General features: G+C 55.9%; 16 protein-coding genes. 1 reads left to right on the plus strand and 15 read right to left on the minus strand.

Going from position 1 to position 15256, the window contains the following annotated elements; all coding sequences use genetic code 11:
* Positions 1–7: 7 nt before the first annotated feature.
* Positions 8–811 carry a M48 family metallopeptidase gene (locus P8S54_RS14520; protein WP_009100853.1) on the minus strand — a complete coding sequence of 268 codons (804 nt, stop codon included), beginning with the start codon at positions 809–811 and terminating at the stop codon, positions 8–10.
* A 100-nt stretch (positions 812–911) separates the two neighbouring features.
* Between P8S54_RS14520 and P8S54_RS14525 the strand changes: the two genes are divergently transcribed.
* On the plus strand, positions 912–1781 hold the full coding sequence (locus tag P8S54_RS14525; RefSeq protein ID WP_281442296.1) for an ATP-binding protein: 870 nt from the start codon (positions 912–914) through the stop codon (positions 1779–1781).
* Positions 1782–1846: 65 nt separating this feature from the next.
* On the opposite strand, the gene P8S54_RS14530 is transcribed toward P8S54_RS14525, so the two are convergent.
* From P8S54_RS14530 to cysE, 14 genes are all read right to left on the minus strand, one after another.
* Positions 1847–2461: a hypothetical protein gene (locus P8S54_RS14530; protein ID WP_281442297.1), complete on the minus strand. Its 615-nt coding sequence runs from the start codon at positions 2459–2461 to the stop codon at positions 1847–1849.
* A gap of 187 nt (positions 2462–2648) precedes the next feature.
* Complete coding sequence (der, locus tag P8S54_RS14535; protein ID WP_281442298.1) at positions 2649–4052, minus strand: ribosome biogenesis GTPase Der; 1404 nt, start codon at positions 4050–4052, stop codon at positions 2649–2651.
* Positions 4049–5230 (minus strand): outer membrane protein assembly factor BamB, encoded by a 1182-nt coding sequence (bamB, locus tag P8S54_RS14540; protein WP_281442299.1) that lies wholly within the window; start codon positions 5228–5230, stop codon positions 4049–4051. Before bamB ends, der begins: the two co-directional genes overlap by 4 nt.
* Positions 5230–5889 (minus strand): tetratricopeptide repeat protein, encoded by a 660-nt coding sequence (locus P8S54_RS14545; protein WP_281442300.1) that lies wholly within the window; start codon positions 5887–5889, stop codon positions 5230–5232. Before P8S54_RS14545 ends, bamB begins: the two co-directional genes overlap by 1 nt.
* Before the next feature lie 86 nt (positions 5890–5975).
* Complete coding sequence (gene hisS, locus P8S54_RS14550) at positions 5976–7271, minus strand: histidine--tRNA ligase (RefSeq protein ID WP_281442301.1); 1296 nt, start codon at positions 7269–7271, stop codon at positions 5976–5978.
* Between the two features lie 83 nt (positions 7272–7354).
* Positions 7355–8470, minus strand: coding sequence for a flavodoxin-dependent (E)-4-hydroxy-3-methylbut-2-enyl-diphosphate synthase (ispG, locus tag P8S54_RS14555; protein WP_281442302.1), 1116 nt, complete (start codon positions 8468–8470; stop codon positions 7355–7357).
* 8 nt (positions 8471–8478) lie between these two features.
* On the minus strand, positions 8479–9414 hold the full coding sequence (locus P8S54_RS14560; RefSeq protein WP_281442303.1) for a RodZ domain-containing protein: 936 nt from the start codon (positions 9412–9414) through the stop codon (positions 8479–8481).
* A gap of 40 nt (positions 9415–9454) precedes the next feature.
* Complete coding sequence (gene pilW / locus P8S54_RS14565) at positions 9455–10186, minus strand: type IV pilus biogenesis/stability protein PilW (RefSeq protein ID WP_281442304.1); 732 nt, start codon at positions 10184–10186, stop codon at positions 9455–9457.
* Positions 10187–10361: 175 nt separating this feature from the next.
* On the minus strand, positions 10362–11546 hold the full coding sequence (gene rlmN, locus P8S54_RS14570; protein WP_009100871.1) for a 23S rRNA (adenine(2503)-C(2))-methyltransferase RlmN: 1185 nt from the start codon (positions 11544–11546) through the stop codon (positions 10362–10364).
* Positions 11547–11630: 84 nt separating this feature from the next.
* Complete coding sequence (ndk, locus tag P8S54_RS14575; protein WP_009100873.1) at positions 11631–12056, minus strand: nucleoside-diphosphate kinase; 426 nt, start codon at positions 12054–12056, stop codon at positions 11631–11633.
* Positions 12057–12221: 165 nt separating this feature from the next.
* Entirely contained in the window at positions 12222–12548 is a 327-nt protein-coding gene (locus P8S54_RS14580) for an iron-sulfur cluster assembly accessory protein (RefSeq protein WP_281442305.1), read from the minus strand.
* Positions 12549–12605: 57 nt separating this feature from the next.
* A complete protein-coding gene (locus P8S54_RS14585; protein WP_281442306.1) occupies positions 12606–13781 on the minus strand; it encodes an aminotransferase class V-fold PLP-dependent enzyme in 1176 nt (391 codons plus the stop codon).
* 25 nt (positions 13782–13806) lie between these two features.
* Positions 13807–14274, minus strand: coding sequence for a Fe-S cluster assembly transcriptional regulator IscR (gene iscR, locus P8S54_RS14590; RefSeq protein WP_009100879.1), 468 nt, complete (start codon positions 14272–14274; stop codon positions 13807–13809).
* Between the two features lie 77 nt (positions 14275–14351).
* A complete protein-coding gene (cysE, locus tag P8S54_RS14595) occupies positions 14352–15230 on the minus strand; it encodes a serine O-acetyltransferase (RefSeq protein ID WP_009100881.1) in 879 nt (292 codons plus the stop codon).
* Positions 15231–15256 lie beyond the last annotated feature (26 nt).

Below are 15256 nucleotides of genomic sequence, written 5' to 3' on the forward strand. Positions count from 1 at the left end.
AGGCCGCTCAGGGACGCGGGCAGTTGGGCGTGCGGCCGCTGTTGCGTGCCTGTTCATAATTTGCCAGCGCTTGATCCATATTCGCTTGAAGCCCTTGGATTCGCTGGCCCTGGCTTGGATGGGTAGACATCCAGGCGGGCGGCGCGCCACCGCTGGAGGCCGCCTGCATATTCTCCCATAGCGTGACGCTTTCCCGAGGGTCGAAACCGGCCTGGGCCATCAGCTGTAGGCCGATAATGTCGGCTTCACTTTCATGGCGGCGTGAGAAGGGGAGCGCAATGCCATACTCTGCCCCCATGCCTAGCACGCCCATTAATTGCTGGCCCCCGGGGGTCTGCATACCTGATGTGCTGGAAATGACCGATAAGCCCAGTGACGTCGCGCTTTGGGTAGAGGCGCGCTCGTTGGCGTGGTTAGCGATAACGTGGCCTATCTCGTGGCCTACCACAGAGGCAAGCTGATGTTGATTGGTGGCTATATTCAACATGCCCGTGTTGACCCCCATATAGCCGCCGGGTAGCGCAAACGCGTTCGGCTGCTCAGACTCGAAGACACGGATTTGCCAATCGAGGTCACGCTGTTCAGCGGGGAGTACGTCAACAATCGCATTGGTTATACACTGAACATAGCGGTGACTCGCCTGATCAGCGGTAGGCACATCTTGTTGATACTGAGCAAAGGCCTGTTGGCCCATTTGGTTCAGCTGATCATTTGAAAGTAATAACAGCTGCGAGCGGCCGGTTGGAGAGGTTGCGCACGCCGCTATAGAGGCACACAGCGCAGTAATAGCCAATGGACGAAGCCAACGCATAGACGGTTTCCTTATAGACGAGTAGAGATCCTTGCCGACAAGATAACTACTGTCGGTGGTAAATCAAACCTTTCTATCATAACGCACTCCGAGGACAACGATGGATGCTGAATTGAGCCAGCGCCTTACGCGCCTGTTAGATCATGTCGACCACTGGCTGCCGCCTGCACCCACGCCGGTGGATTGGAACATTCATGTGGCGGCGATTTGGCAGCGCCACCCCTTGGGTGGGTGGCTGGTGCCGGTACCACCACGCGATGCGCTGACATTGGACGACCTGCTGGGTATTGAGCGGCAAAAATTGGCCCTAATTGATAACACACGGGCGTTTCTACAAGGTCACCCCGCTAACCATGCCCTGCTGTGGGGGTCTAGGGGAAGCGGGAAGTCATCCATTATACGCGCGCTGCTTAATTCGCTGGCTGAGGAGGGGCTGCGGTTGATCCAAGTGGATCGTCACGACCTTTGCAGCCTTCCTCTGCTGGTAGAGCAGTTGCGCCATATGCCACAGCGCTTTGTGGTGTATTGCGATGACCTCTCTTTTGAGGGCAACGATGACGCTTATAAAGCGCTCAAAAGCGTGGTGGACGGTGCCTTAACTGGGCCGCCCGAGAACGTCTTACTCTATGCAACTTCCAACCGTCGCCATTTGCTGCCGGAATCGATGGATGACAATAGCGGCAGCCGCTTGGTTGGCGAGGAGCTGCATCATGGCGATGCGGTGGAAGAGAAAATTTCGCTCTCAGACCGGTTTGGGCTATGGCTTGGGTTTCACCCCTTCAGCCAAGCGACGTACCTTGAGGTGTGTGAGCACTGGGTTAGCCACCTTGGCCAACCCCAGGATTGGAACGATACGACAAAAGCAGAGGCCGTCCGTTTCGCGACATTGAGAGGAGGGCGTAGCGGTCGAACCGCCTGGCAATTTGCGGCCCACTGGGTAGGCCGCAAGCGGCTGCAAGAAAAGAGATAGCCTGATAATACCAGCGCCTCTTAGCTTGCCCTTTTTAAATCGCTCTCTTAAACCGCCCTAAGCCATTAGCGTTGGGGAATGAGCTGGCCATCGGCCCCAACATTTAGGCGAATGGTAGGCGTGAAGAGGCCTGATGGCAGCGTCATGCCTAAGCCGCGCAGATCCCCAGGGGTGATGGCTAGCTCGCTACCGGCAGGCAGCTCACCTTGTGATGCTAATTGGCTAGCGAGTTCCAGCATAGGCGTCATGCTGCGTGGGTCGGTAGCCAGAATATCGAAGGCAACAGGCAGGCGTAATTTAGCATCGTCGCCGGGAGTCAGCGTGACATCCTGCTGGTATTGACCCTTGACGGGGTCTACCCCCGGCATATCTAGCGTCCAGCGAAAGCCCGACATCTCAACCGCAGGCATGCCCGCAGGTAGCCCTAAGCCCATCGCCAGCGTGGCCTGAACGGGCAAGCTGCCCGTGCCTAGGCTAGAGGCTATCAAGCTGGTTAAATCGCTGGTATCGAGCCCAGCCTGAATGCTATAGGGGCCAATGCGCACCTCTTCAATGCCAAGTGAGGTAACGGCTAAGCGAAAAGCAAACAAACCCGTTTGGGGTAGCGCAAGGCAGCCAGTTAAAAGGCTTGCCATGGCTAATATAGTAAATCCGCGCCAGCGGCTAACGGTAGTTATCATAAAACTCCCTCCTAGGAAGGGCTAAGAATTCAGGGTGAGGCAGCGCTGAAAAGCGCGGCTATTTGAGGGCTAGCGCGAACGTCTGTCAAGCTAATTTACGAGCGCTAACTTATAACTAAAAACGCCCGCTGAAGAATTCAGCAGGCGTTGTTTATATCAGCCTAGATGATGTAGCCGGCATTAAGGCCTAGCGGCGGCTTTTACGCGCTTCTTTGGTGCGGTTAAGCTCGCGTTTTTTAGCTTTCTCTTTATCGCTGGCGCCCGCCATATGGTCGAACGGATTGTCGCCCGTACGGAATTCAAAGCGCATAGGTGTGCCGCGTACCTTTAACACTTTACGAAAGGTGTTGGTCAGGTAGCGGCGGTAAGCCTCAGGCAGCGACGCGGTCTGGTTGCCGTGTACCACAATGATAGGCGGGTTGCTGCCGCCCTGGTGGGCCATCCGTAGTTTGATCCGCCGCCCGTTGACCATCGGCGGTGGGTGCTGGCTTACCGCATCTTGCAGCAATGTGGTCAACCGGTTGGTTGACCAGTGTGCGTTAGCGGCGTTAAAGGCGCGTTCAATCGAGGGGTATAGATCACCCACCGCCGTACCGTGCAGAGCCGAGATAAAGTGTATCTCGGCATAGTCGGCAAAGCCTAAACGGCGTTTAATTTCCGCGCGCATCTTCTCTTTGGCGTCGCTCTCAAGGCCATCCCACTTGTTTATGGCTAGCACTAGCGCTCGGCCAGTGGTCAGCACGTAATCCAGCAGGTGCATGTCTTGTTCAACTAAACCGCTGCGTGCATCGAGCACCATCACTGCAACATGGCACTCTTTGATCGCGTCGAGGGTTTTGATGATCGAGAACTTTTCGGCGATTTCGCGCACGTTCTTACGCCGTCGAATACCGGCAGTATCAATTAATACGTAAGGTTTGCCATTACGCTCGAAGGGTATTTCGATGGCATCCCGGGTGGTGCCGGCTTCATCGAACACCACCACGCGCTCTTCGCCGAGCAGGCGGTTGACTAGCGTGGATTTACCCACGTTCGGGCGGCCAATCACACCAATACGAATCCCTTTACTGCCCGTATCGGCAGGGATGCTGGCGTCGCGCTCAGGGAACGGCTCTAGTACGGTATCGATTAGCAGCGATACGTTACGCCCATGGGCGGCAGCGATGGGCCAGGGGTCACCCAGGCCAAGCATCCAAAAGTCAGCCATGGCCGAGTGCTCTTCCAAGCCATCGGTTTTATTCACTACCAGCCAGGTTTTTTTCTGGTTTACACGCAGGTGATTGGCAATGGCCTCGTCAGCGACGTTTAGCCCTGCCCGAGCATCAACCAAAAACAGCACGATATCGGCTTCATCAATGGCAGCTAACGACTGCTCCGCCATTGCGGCATCGATGCCTTCTTCATCACCGCTAATGCCGCCAGTATCAATGACGGTGTATGACTTGCCGCCCAACATGCCATTGCCATATTTGCGGTCACGAGTGAGGCCAGGAAAATCGGCCACGAGCGCATCACGCGAACGCGTCAGGCGGTTAAACAGCGTCGATTTACCCACGTTGGGTCGACCGACTAAAGCAATGACGGGTGTCATGGAGTTATTTCCAGGGTTTCCAGGCGACCATTATTCGCCTGAACATGAATGATGTTGCCTTCAGTCACCGGGCGTACGCTAATACCTGAACGGTGCACGCGGGTGCGGCCGACGATATCGCCTTCACGGGCATCAAGTAGATGCAAGTAACCTTCAAAGTCGCCAAATACCAAGCGTCCATCAGCGAAGGCGGGCGCCGTTAGCCAGCGGTCTTCCAGGTTGTTGTTGCGCCAAATTTCTTGGCCACTGTTAGCATCCAGAGCCACCACGTGGCTGTTGTCGGTGACCACAAACAGCAGGTCGCCTACCAGGATGGGCGTGTGACGGCTAGACAGATTGCTTTCCCACAGCACACCCCCTTGGGTAGCTTCCAGGGCAACAACGCGTCCATTATAGCTGGTCACAAATAAGCGGCCGTCCGGGCTCAGCACTGGCTGGCCGGATAGGTCGACCAAGCGCTCAACTTCGCTGCGCCCCCGTGGTGTGGCAATTTGCATGTCCCACAGTGGCTGACCATTACGGTTATCCAGCGTGGTTAATCGGCCATTGGCCATGCCAACAAAGGTAACCGGGTCGATGGCCATGGGTGTGCCGGTGCCGCGTAGCGTCAACGATGGCTGCGAACTGGTATAAACCCAGCGCTCTTCACCGCTAGCACGATCTAACGCGGTTACTTGACCATCAATGCTTTGTACTAACAGTAACTGCTGGTTAGCCTGGGGGGCGGCCAGCACTTCGCTGGCGACCCGTGAACGCCAGCGAACGCTGCCATCACGCTGGTTAAGCGCGAACACTTCACCGTTGCGGGTGCCTAGGTAGACGTTGCCTGCCACGGCATTCAAAGCGCTTGAAATGGGCGTGTCCAGCTCGGTCTGCCACTCCCGCTCACCGCTGTCCGCATTAAGCGCCATCACCAGGCCTGTAGCGTCAGCAGCAAATACCGTATCGCCTTCACGGGTGGGGGCGATGGGGTAGCGTGCGCGGCCTAGACCATCGCCTACGTTTCTACGCCACACGCTGTCCAGCGATGAGGTCTCTTCAAAGCTGCGTAACTCTTTAGGCGTATAGGCGGGTTCGCCTTTATTGGCACACCCCGCTAGTAATGCTAAGGCAACAGCGCCGAGCGCCACGCGCAGTAGCTGCTTGGAAAAAAGCGGTTTTGTCAGGCTGATCGTCATTATTGTGTCGCCTCCTCGGCGCCGAGATCGTCAAGCTTAAACTGTACGCCGTAGAGCGCTTGGTTACGGGCTTGGGCCAGCTCTAACGCAGTTTGCCAAGCGTCACGCGCTTGCTCTGTATCACCTAACGCCGCATAGGCGTCGCCCCGTATATTGGCTTGCTGGGCGGCGAGCGACTCTGTGATCGGCTCATCAAGCAGGCTAAGCGCACCTTCAGGGTTGCCTTCAGCGACTTCGATACGCGCTAAGCGCAGCCAGGCAAGGCTTTGTACATAGCGGCGCGACGACCTGTCGGCGACGTTCTCTAGAGCGGCCTTGGCGTCTGCCAGGTTGTCTTGCTGTACGGCAAGGCGAGCGTCCAGCAGTAGCGCAAGCTCGGCATAAAGCGTATTGCCATGATCGTCGTTAATCTCGCTGATTAACGCGCGGGCGGTGGCCAGTTGATCCTCTTCTAAGGCGTTACCAGCCGTCATGTTCACAAGCTGTTGGTAACGCGCAGAGGCGGCTTCGGCCTGGCCTTCCTGGTAGTTTTGCCAGGCGTTCCAACCAAACACCCCCGCTGCTGCGAGAACGGCGCCTGCAATAAGAGAGGTTCCATTCTCTTTCCACCAGCGCTTGATGACATCAAGCTGCTCTTCTTCGCTTCTCAGCTCCGCCACGGGCGGCCTCCTGTGCTATGGCATAGCCGCATAGGCGGCTAGCAAGTATTCATCTGCTGTTTCGGCATTGCGTCACAGCAGTAGGGTTAATGGGAAACTAGTTCGCCTAGCGTAGCCGCAAGCTCGTCGCGGGCCACGCGTTGCTGCTCGCGTGCTTCGCGCAGAAACTTAAGCGTAACGACATTTGCCGCCATCTCATCTTCGCCCAGTAGAACGGCAATGGGGGCGCTACTTTTGTCGGCTTTTTTCATTCGGCTCTTAAAACTGCCACCCCCGCAGTGTAGCTGCAACCTGAGGGCCGGAAGCTCGCTGCGCAGCTGTTCTGCTAGGGTAAGTGCGGCCACCGTGGCGTTGTCGTCCATGGGTAAAAGATAGACATCGCAGCCGCCTAACGCAGCGTCAGGCACTAAATTGAGCGTTTCCAGCAGTAGTACAAGGCGCTCGATGCCCATGGCAAAGCCCACCGCCGGGGTGGGTTTGCCGCCTAGCTGCTCTACCAAACCATCATAACGCCCGCCTGCGCAAACGGTGCCTTGGCTGCCCAGTGCGGTAGTTGTCCACTCAAATACCGTGCGGCAGTAGTAGTCTAGGCCGCGCACAAGGCGAGGGTTGACCACGTAAGCAATATTGGCGGCATCCAGCATCGCTTTCAGTTGCTCGAAATGCTCCTGGGATTCGTTGTCAAGATGGTCCATCAGCTGCGGGGCAGCATTAAGCATCTCGGCCATTGCCGGGTTCTTCGAATCAAGAATACGCAATGGGTTGCTGGTCAGGCGGCGCTTAGAGTCTTCATCCAGCACGTCGTGGTGTTGCTCGAAATAGGCCACCAGTTTCTCGCGGTAGGCGGCGCGGGCTTCTGTGGAGCCCAACGAGTTCAGTTCTAGCGTTACGTGTTCCAAAAGGCCCAGCTCACGCCATAGGCGGGCTGAGAGTAGGATCACTTCCGCATCTATGTCGGGTCCTTCAAAGCCATAGGTTTCGACACCTACTTGGTGGAACTGGCGATAGCGGCCCTTTTGCGGACGCTCATGGCGAAACATCGGCCCCTGATACCAAAGCCGCTGGGTTTGGTTATAGAGCAGGCCATTTTCCATGGCAGCACGCACACAGCTTGCGGTGCCTTCAGGGCGAAGCGTCAGGCTATCGCCATTGCGGTCGTCGAAGGTGTACATCTCTTTTTCGACAATATCGGTCACTTCGCCAATAGAGCGGGCGAAGAGCGCGGTTTGCTCGACAATGGGCGTACGAATTTCATCAAAGCCATAGCGATGCATTAACTGACGAACGGTGGTTTCAAAAAATTGCCAGCGAGGACTGTCGCTGGGCAATAGGTCGTTCATTCCACGAATCGCTTGAATCTTTTTGGCGGTGGACTTACTCAATGAAAACTCCTTGTATGGGAGGCAGCCCGGGACGCACAGGTTAACTGAACAGTGCGCTCCGGGCTGGGCAGTCTGGCTCGGCGTTAAACGCTGCGAGCGATCATATCGTCTTGCTGCTGCTGTTTTTGACGTACTTTCTCGCGGATCAGCTTTTCAAGGTCATCGACAAGGTGGTCGTTACGCAGCTTGCTGGCGGGTTTGCCATCGATATAAACGAGGTTGGCAGGAGAGCCGCCGGTTAAGCCAATATCGGTCTCTTTGGCTTCGCCGGGGCCATTCACAACACAGCCAATGACGGAGACATTCAAGGGTGTCATCACGTCTTCTAAGCGCTCTTCGAGCTGATTCATGGTGCTGATAACGTCGAAGTTTTGCCGTGAACAGCTGGGGCAGGCGATAAAATTGATGCCTTTAGAGCGCAGCCTCAGGCTTTTGAGCATATCAAAACCGACTTTTATTTCTTCAACCGGGTCCGCCGCCAGGGAAACACGAATGGTGTCGCCAATACCGTCCATCAGCAGCATACCGAGCCCGATAGACGACTTGACGGTGCCTGCGCGCAAACCACCCGCTTCGGTAATGCCCAGATGTAGCGGCTGCTCGATACGCGTAGCTAAGTCACGGTAGGCCGCCACGGCCATAAACACATCTGAGGCTTTAACGCTGACTTTAAAGTCGGCAAAGTCCAGGCGGTCGAGGTGGTCGATATGACGCATGGCTGATTCTACCAGCGCGGCGGGGGTAGGCTCACCGTACTTTTTCTGCAGGTCTTTTTCTAAAGAGCCTGCGTTAACACCAATGCGGATTGGAATGCCGTTATCACGGGCTGCACTGACGACCGCGCGTACCCGATCTTCCCGGCCGATATTGCCGGGGTTGATGCGCAGGCAGTCAACACCCAGTTCGGCAACGCGCAAGGCGATTTTGTAGTCGAAATGGATATCGGCCACTAACGGTACATCGACTAGCTTTTTGATCTGGCCAAAGGTTTCAGCAGCGTCCATATCGGGCACGGAGACGCGCACAATATCGGCACCGGCTTTTTCCAACTGTTGAATTTGCGCCACGGTGGCTGCGACATCAAGCGTGTTGGTATTGGTCATGCTTTGGACAGCGATAGGTGCATCGCCACCAACGGGTACCTTGCCAACATGAATTTGGCGAGAAAATCGACGTTTAATGGGAGAAGGGGCGTGCATAAGACGTGTCACTCTCCTAAGGTGAAGCGGGCAACATTATTGGCACCGGCGCGTTGAGGAAGGTCGATGACTTCGCCTTGATAGCGTAGCTCTACGCCCGTTGCGTTGCCGATCGTTAACCGAAATGGAGGCTCCCCTTCTACACTGGCGGTAGTGCCGGGCGTCTGGAGGCCGACAAACACCCGCTGGTTGCTGGCATCAAAAATCTCAGTCCAGGACTGTTCGTTAAATGTCAGCTCCAGGGTATTGGGCGCGGCGGCAGGGGGAGCGGCTTCTGCTGTAGGCTCCTCTTCGCTGGCATCGCTCGCGGGTGTGCTACTACCCGCAACCACCATGGCGGCTGCTTGTGTGGCTTCATCTGTCACCTCTGCCATGGGCGCGGGTGATGTCTCATCCTCTTCTTCCGTTAGTTGCGGTGCGGAGGCTACTGCCGGTTCACTGGTTGGGGTTGGCTCGCGCTCAGCGGTAGCATTAAGCGCTTCTTCTTCCTCTACCGATGGGGAAGCGCCCATGCTGGGTGGCTCACTGCCCCCACGGCTTTGCCACCACATTACGGTAACGGCAATTAAACCAACGATCACTAGCAACGTGACAAGCTTAAATAGCCAAGCGCCCACTTTGGAAGGGGGGCGGCTAACTGAAACGGGGGCAACTTTGCGTTCCGTGTCGATGCTGCCATTTTGCACTTGATAAGCATCGAGCACTAAGCGGTCGTCCATGCCTAAATACCGGGCATAAGCGCGTAGGTAGCCTCGTCGATAGGCGGTGACCGGAATCTCAGCGTAGTTGTCTTGTTCCAGCCCTTCCACCACAGCAGGGCGCAGGTTGAGAGCGCGTGCAGCATCAATCAGGGGAACGCCAAGCGCTTCGCGTTGGCGTAATAGAAGCTCACCAGGGGAGGTGGTGTCGGCGGTAACGCTATCGTGTAACTGTGTGTCGCTCATGGCTGAGCATCCTTCAATAAATAGGTGATCAGGGCATCAGTTAATTGGTATTCAGCATGCGCTGGTAATCGGCAGCCGCGGCGTGGTCGCCTCGGGCATGGGCGAGGTCAATCGCCATTTCCAGTGCTGCTGGGTCTGGCCCGGCTAGCTGCAAATAGCTCTGCAGTGGCGCCCAGGCTTGCTCATAATTACCCTGTGAAACTTCAAGTTCGGCTAACATTAAATACCCACGCGGGTTGCGTGGGTCGATACTTTGCGCCCGCTGAAAGCCTTCGCGGGCGCTATCAAATTCTTCCAGCGCCACATAGCACTGCCCTAAGTTGGTAAATAACTGGGCTCGGTTGGCGTACTGGGCATCTTGCGATGCAATTTCTAACTGTTCACAAGCCGCTGCAAACTGCGCCCGTTGATAGAGAAATGCGGCGTAGTTGTTGCGCGCTCGGGTAAATGAGGGCGCTGCATTAACGGCTTGCTCAAAGTAGCGATTAGCAAGTTCGTTCTCTCCTTGCTGCTGATAGACCAGCGCAAGGGCCTGAAGTGCCTCAGCGTGACGAGGATTAATTTCCAGCGCACGATCAAGAGCGCTCAACGCGCGGGGAAGGTTATCGCGCTCTAAGTAAGCGACCCCTAGCTGGGTATAGGCTTCAGCTGCATTTTGGCCGCCTTCGACCGGGGCGTTGCTTGGCGTAGCACAACCGGTTAGCAGCATGCTGCTGATAAGCACACACAGCATAGATGCCCTAGATGGAAAGCGCCTGCAAAGACCGGTCATGTACACCCTCTTGATGGTTGCCTTTACTAAATGCCGCTGAAAACGGTTGATTCTAAATGACGTGTCTTTAAATGCCGTAAATCTTAAAACGGTAGTGTTGGCGGTCAAGCCCCTGCCGCCAACAAAACGAATCCATCAAAGCGCTGTGTTCAATGGAAGTCAAGGTCACCAGCGTCTAGTCCGCATCTAACTGCACGGATTGAATGTAGCGTGCGCTGCGCTTGGTGCGGTCTTTGACGCGTCCGACGAGCTGGCCGCAAGCCGCATCAATGTCTTCACCTCGCGTAACGCGAACAGTAGCGTTGTAACCTTGATCATAGAGCCACTGCTGAAAGCGCATGACTTGGTTGCGCGACGGTGTTTCGTAGCCGGAATTAGGGAACGGATTAAACGGTATGAGATTGATTTTGCAGGGCAGCTCTTTCAGCAGTGCAGCAAGCTGCTCGGCATGCTCCTGCTGGTCGTTAATGTCACGGATCAGCGTATATTCGATTGTGACCTGGCGGTTGTCAGGACATTTCGATAGGTACCGGTGGCAGGCATCCAGAAGTGCACGAATGTTGTACTTGCGATTAATCGGTACGAGTTCGTTACGCAGTTCATCGGTGGACGCATGCAGCGAAATAGCCAGGCTGACGTCCATCTCATCACCCAGCTTATCGATCATCGGTACAACGCCGGAGGTTGATAGCGTTACCCGGCGTTTGGAAAGCCCATAGCCGTTATCGTCCAGCATTAGCTTCATTGCGGGTACCACATTGTCAAAGTTAAGCAGTGGTTCACCCATGCCCATCATGACGACGTTAGTAACTGGACGATTGGCAGTGTCGCGGCGTGGTCCAACGCTGCGCTGGGCAACCCATACCTGGCCAATAATCTCAGCCGCGGTCAGGTTGCGCTGGAAGCCTTGCTTGCCGGTGGAGCAGAAGCTGCAGTCCAGCGAGCAGCCCACCTGGGAAGAGACACACAGTGTGCGCCGCTTACCGTTTTCAGCGGGGATCAGCACTGTTTCAACGTAGCTGCCATCTTCCACCTCTAGCACCCACTTGCGCGTGCCATCGCTTGAGGTGCCTTCGTAGACAACCGACGGGCCACGAATCTCAGCCACCTTTGCTAATTTTTCCCGTAGCGGCTTTGATAAGTTAGTCATCGCTGCGAAATCATCGCTGCCTTCCTGGTGTATCCACTTCATCACCTGGGCGGCGCGGAACTTCTTTTCGCCAATGGACAAAAAGAAGGCTTCCATCTGCTCGCGGGACATGCCGAGCAGGTTCTGGCGCTCTATCGCGGGATTAGCGGTAGGCGCACGTTCAGTTGTGGAGTGGGGGGCAGGCGTATGTTGAGCTACGGTGGTGGTCATGGCGGTCAGCGTTCATAAAGAGGCGGGGGCGAGGCCCCCGCAAAAATGGCCGGCAACGGGTGTTGAAACGGCGGCGCGAAGTGCTTAGCGCGGGCAGATTTCGTCGTTACCGAAGAAGTAGCTAATTTCACGCTCAGCACTTTCCGCAGAATCAGAACCGTGGACAGCGTTAGCGTCGATAGTTTCCGCAAAGTCAGCGCGGATAGTGCCAGGAGCCGCTTCTTTCGGGTTGGTAGCGCCCATCAGTTCACGGTTTTTAGCGATAGCGCCTTCGCCTTCCAGCACTTGAACAACGACCGGGCCAGAGGTCATGAAACCTACTAGGTCTTTAAAGAAAGGACGCTCTTTGTGCTCGGCGTAGAAGCCGCCCGCTTTCTCTTCAGAAAGGTGGGTCATTTTAGCGGCAACGACGTTCAGGCCAGCTTTTTCAAAGCGAGCAATGATGTCACCAATCGCGTTTTTAGCGACGGCATCGGGCTTGATAATCGAAAGAGTGCGTTCAGTAGCCATGCAGAGTTCTCCTTAATTGAGATAAGCAAAATTGCCGCCCCGGAAAGCCGAGGCGGCGCAGGAAAAGTGATTCGGCACGCGTGCAAAGGTATCACTGGGTACCGAGTGGCCGCGATTATAGCGTTTCCCGGTGGGGATGAATACCGGTGATATTGCCCGGAGAGCTTAAACAGTAAAGCTTTCGCCACAACCGCACTGATCTTTAACGTTAGGATTATTGAAGCGGAAAAAGCGGTTAAGCCCTTCGCTCACATAATCCACTTCGCTGCCATCCAGCATTTCTAGCGCATCAGGTGCAACATAGACGCTGGCGCCATGCTCCTCAAAGCGCACCTCGTCGGCGGCGGTCTCATCGGCAAAGTCGAGCACGTAGCTATAGCCGGAACAGCCGCTGGGTTTAACAGATACACGCAGGCCGAGCCCTTGGCCGCGTTCGTCTAGTACGTGACGAATCTGCTGGGCGGCTGCGGGGGTAATGTTGAGAGTTGCCATTTGGGCGTCCTCCTTGAAGAAGTCTTAAGTAGAGAGCCAGGAGAGAGCATTGGCTATTTAACGCGCTGTGGCGCGTAGACCGCTCACCGCATGACGAATAAGGCTTAACGCATGGTCAATATCTGCGTTGTGGGTAAAGCGGCCAAAACTAAACCGCAGCGATGAAAGGGCAAGTGAGCGGGGTGTGCCAATGCCTAGCAGCACATACGAGGGGTCAACGCTTGCAGAGTTGCAGGCCGAGCCGGTGGATACGGCGACATCGCGTAGCGCCATCAGAAGGGCTTCACCATCAACCCCTTTAAACGCAAGGTTCATAATATTGGGCACCGCGTGCTTCAGCGGGGAGTTGGCGACAATGCCGTCAATGCCTTCCAAGCCGGTTAAAAACCGCTCGCGAAGTTGTGCGATGTGCGCTTGGTCGGCTTGATGCTCGCGCTGTATGAGCGCAAAGGCTTCCCCCATTCCGGCGATTTGGTGGGTCGGCAGGGTGCCCGAGCGCATGCCCCGCTCGTGCCCGCCGCCATGGATCAACGCTTCAACACGAATATCTGGGTGGCGTTTAACGTAGAGCGCGCCGACCCCCTTGGGGCCATAGGCTTTGTGGCCAGAAAGCGACATCAAATCGATGCTCTGCGCCACCACATCAAGGGGAACTCTACCCACCGCTTGAGCTGCGTCAGTATGAAACGCGGCACCAAATTCGTGGGCAACCGCGGACAGTGCGGCAATATCGTTAATGCTGCCTAGTTCGTTATTGACCGCCATCAGCGACACCAGTGCGGTGTCATCACGCATCGCGCTGCGAAGCTGCTCGGGCGTTATGCAGCCGTCGCGCCCTGGTGTTAGCCAAGTGACCTCAAACCCTTCGTTTTCAAGCGCCTTAGCCGTATCGACAATCGCTTTATGCTCGATGAGGGAGGTTACCAAGTGCATGCCGCGTTCACGGTTAGCACGCATAAAACCAATCAGCGCTAAGTTGTCGGCTTCGGTGGCGCCACTGGTCCAGACAATTTCACGCGGGTCAGCGCCAATAGTATCTGCCACTTGGCGCCGTGCCTGCTCAACGACTTGTTCAGCCTGCCAGCCGAGCATATGACTACGCGAGGCGGGGTTGGCAAACAGCTGATCAATCGTCAGGTAGCGCTGCATGACCTCGGCCACCCGAGCATCTACCGGCGTCGTGGCGGCGTAGTCTAAGTAAATCGGCAGCGAAGGTGAGGTAGTCGTGGTCATGAGTTCCAGCGTGCAGGTTGGGCCTTCAGGGGGATGAGGCAAGAATGCCAGCATCTACGCGATGTTGTTGCCGGGAAGCTATACGTATTACATCGGGGCGTTGCATCAACTGGGCAAGGGTAATGTCGTCAAAAAAGCTGCGAATTTGCCCAGAAAGCTCACACCACAGAAAGTGGGTTAAGCAGGTATCGCCCTGTTGGCAGTCGGATAGTCCCTGACAACGCGTGGCATCAACGGTTTCGTTCACGGCGTCGATAACTTGCGAGACGCTGATCTCTTCAGCGGGCATGGCCAGTAAATATCCGCCGCCAGGCCCGCGTACGCTGGTAACCAGCCCTGCACGTCGTAAGCGGGCAAATAGCTGCTCCAAATAAGAGAGGGAAATCTCTTGGCGTTGCGAAATATCGCTCAGGCTAGTGGGCCCGTGCTGCACATTAAGTGCCAAATCAAGCATGGCAGTGACAGCGTAACGGCCTTTTGTGGTCAAGCGCATGACAGGAACCTCGACGCTGAGCCATCAGCGTGCTCACGGCAAATGTACAGCCATTATGGAAATCCTGAGTGCTTTGGTCAACTATTGCGCGTGGTCGACGTATCAGAAGATGAATGGGGGGCTGTGTCGTTGGGCTGATTGCGCTGATGTCTGCCTAGCCCTGGGCAGCCGGTATCGTTTTCGTCGAGAATATCGGCAAAATCTTCATCCCGCAGTTCAGGTAGCTGGCCATCCCGGTAGCTTGCATCTAATTTGCGCAGTGTGGAGCACATGCGCTCAATGCGCTCATCCACGGCGTGCATGTGGTCCAGCATCGCCTGCATGGAGCGGGCAACGGGGTCGGGCATGTCCTGACTAACGCCGTAAGCATCGAAGCCAAACTTTTGGCAAATAGCCTCTCGGCGAGCAGGGTCCACATCCAGTGCTTCCTCTACATCCGGGTCAGCACGCTTAACAATTTTGCCAGGAATACCTACCACGGTTGCACCCGGAGGTACTTCTTTTGTTACCACAGCGTTTGAGCCAATTTTAGCCCCCGCACCGACGGTGAACGGGCCAAGAATTTTGGCACCCGCGCCGACAATCACGCCATCTTCCAGGGTGGGGTGGCGCTTGCCCTTATTCCAGCTGGTGCCTCCTAAAGTGACCCCTTGGTAAAGCGTTACGTTATCGCCCACTAACGCTGTTTCACCAATCACCACGCCCATGCCGTGGTCGATAAAAAAACGCCGGCCAATGGTAGCGCCTGGGTGAATTTCTATACCCGTAAGCCAGCGGGAAAACGTCGAGATTGTGCGGGCTAGCCACTTGAGGTTTTTGTTCCATAGCCAGTGGCCGCAGCGGTGCAGCAGCAGCGCATGCAGGCCAGGATAGTTGGTTAACACTTCCAAAAAATTACGGGCCGCAGGATCGCGGTCGAATACGCTATTAATGTCTTCACGCAGGCGTTGAAACATGGGTGATCCTTGGGCGTTAAGGGCGG

The sequence above is a fragment of the Halomonas sp. M1 genome, assembly GCF_029581375.1.
Lineage (GTDB): Bacteria > Pseudomonadota > Gammaproteobacteria > Pseudomonadales > Halomonadaceae > Vreelandella.

What these genes read in the sequence shown, in the direction of transcription:
- pilW (WP_281442304.1), bottom strand. Translation starts at nt 10,186, where the DNA reads ATGACCGGTCTTTGCAGGCGCTTTCCATCTAGGGCATCTATGCTGTGT.
- P8S54_RS14585 (WP_281442306.1), bottom strand. Translation starts at nt 13,781, where the DNA reads ATGACCACGACTACCTCACCTTCGCTGCCGATTTACTTAGACTACGCC.
- P8S54_RS14520 (WP_009100853.1), bottom strand. Translation starts at nt 811, where the DNA reads ATGCGTTGGCTTCGTCCATTGGCTATTACTGCGCTGTGTGCCTCTATA.
- P8S54_RS14525 (WP_281442296.1), top strand. Translation starts at nt 912, where the DNA reads ATGGATGCTGAATTGAGCCAGCGCCTTACGCGCCTGTTAGATCATGTC.
- der (WP_281442298.1), bottom strand. Translation starts at nt 4,052, where the DNA reads ATGACACCCGTCATTGCTTTAGTCGGTCGACCCAACGTGGGTAAATCG.
- iscR (WP_009100879.1), bottom strand. Translation starts at nt 14,274, where the DNA reads ATGCGCTTGACCACAAAAGGCCGTTACGCTGTCACTGCCATGCTTGAT.
- P8S54_RS14580 (WP_281442305.1), bottom strand. Translation starts at nt 12,548, where the DNA reads ATGGCAACTCTCAACATTACCCCCGCAGCCGCCCAGCAGATTCGTCAC.
- ndk (WP_009100873.1), bottom strand. Translation starts at nt 12,056, where the DNA reads ATGGCTACTGAACGCACTCTTTCGATTATCAAGCCCGATGCCGTCGCT.
- P8S54_RS14560 (WP_281442303.1), bottom strand. Translation starts at nt 9,414, where the DNA reads ATGAGCGACACACAGTTACACGATAGCGTTACCGCCGACACCACCTCC.
- P8S54_RS14530 (WP_281442297.1), bottom strand. Translation starts at nt 2,461, where the DNA reads ATGATAACTACCGTTAGCCGCTGGCGCGGATTTACTATATTAGCCATG.
- ispG (WP_281442302.1), bottom strand. Translation starts at nt 8,470, where the DNA reads ATGCACGCCCCTTCTCCCATTAAACGTCGATTTTCTCGCCAAATTCAT.
- cysE (WP_009100881.1), bottom strand. Translation starts at nt 15,230, where the DNA reads ATGTTTCAACGCCTGCGTGAAGACATTAATAGCGTATTCGACCGCGAT.
- bamB (WP_281442299.1), bottom strand. Translation starts at nt 5,230, where the DNA reads ATGACGATCAGCCTGACAAAACCGCTTTTTTCCAAGCAGCTACTGCGC.
- rlmN (WP_009100871.1), bottom strand. Translation starts at nt 11,546, where the DNA reads ATGACCACCACCGTAGCTCAACATACGCCTGCCCCCCACTCCACAACT.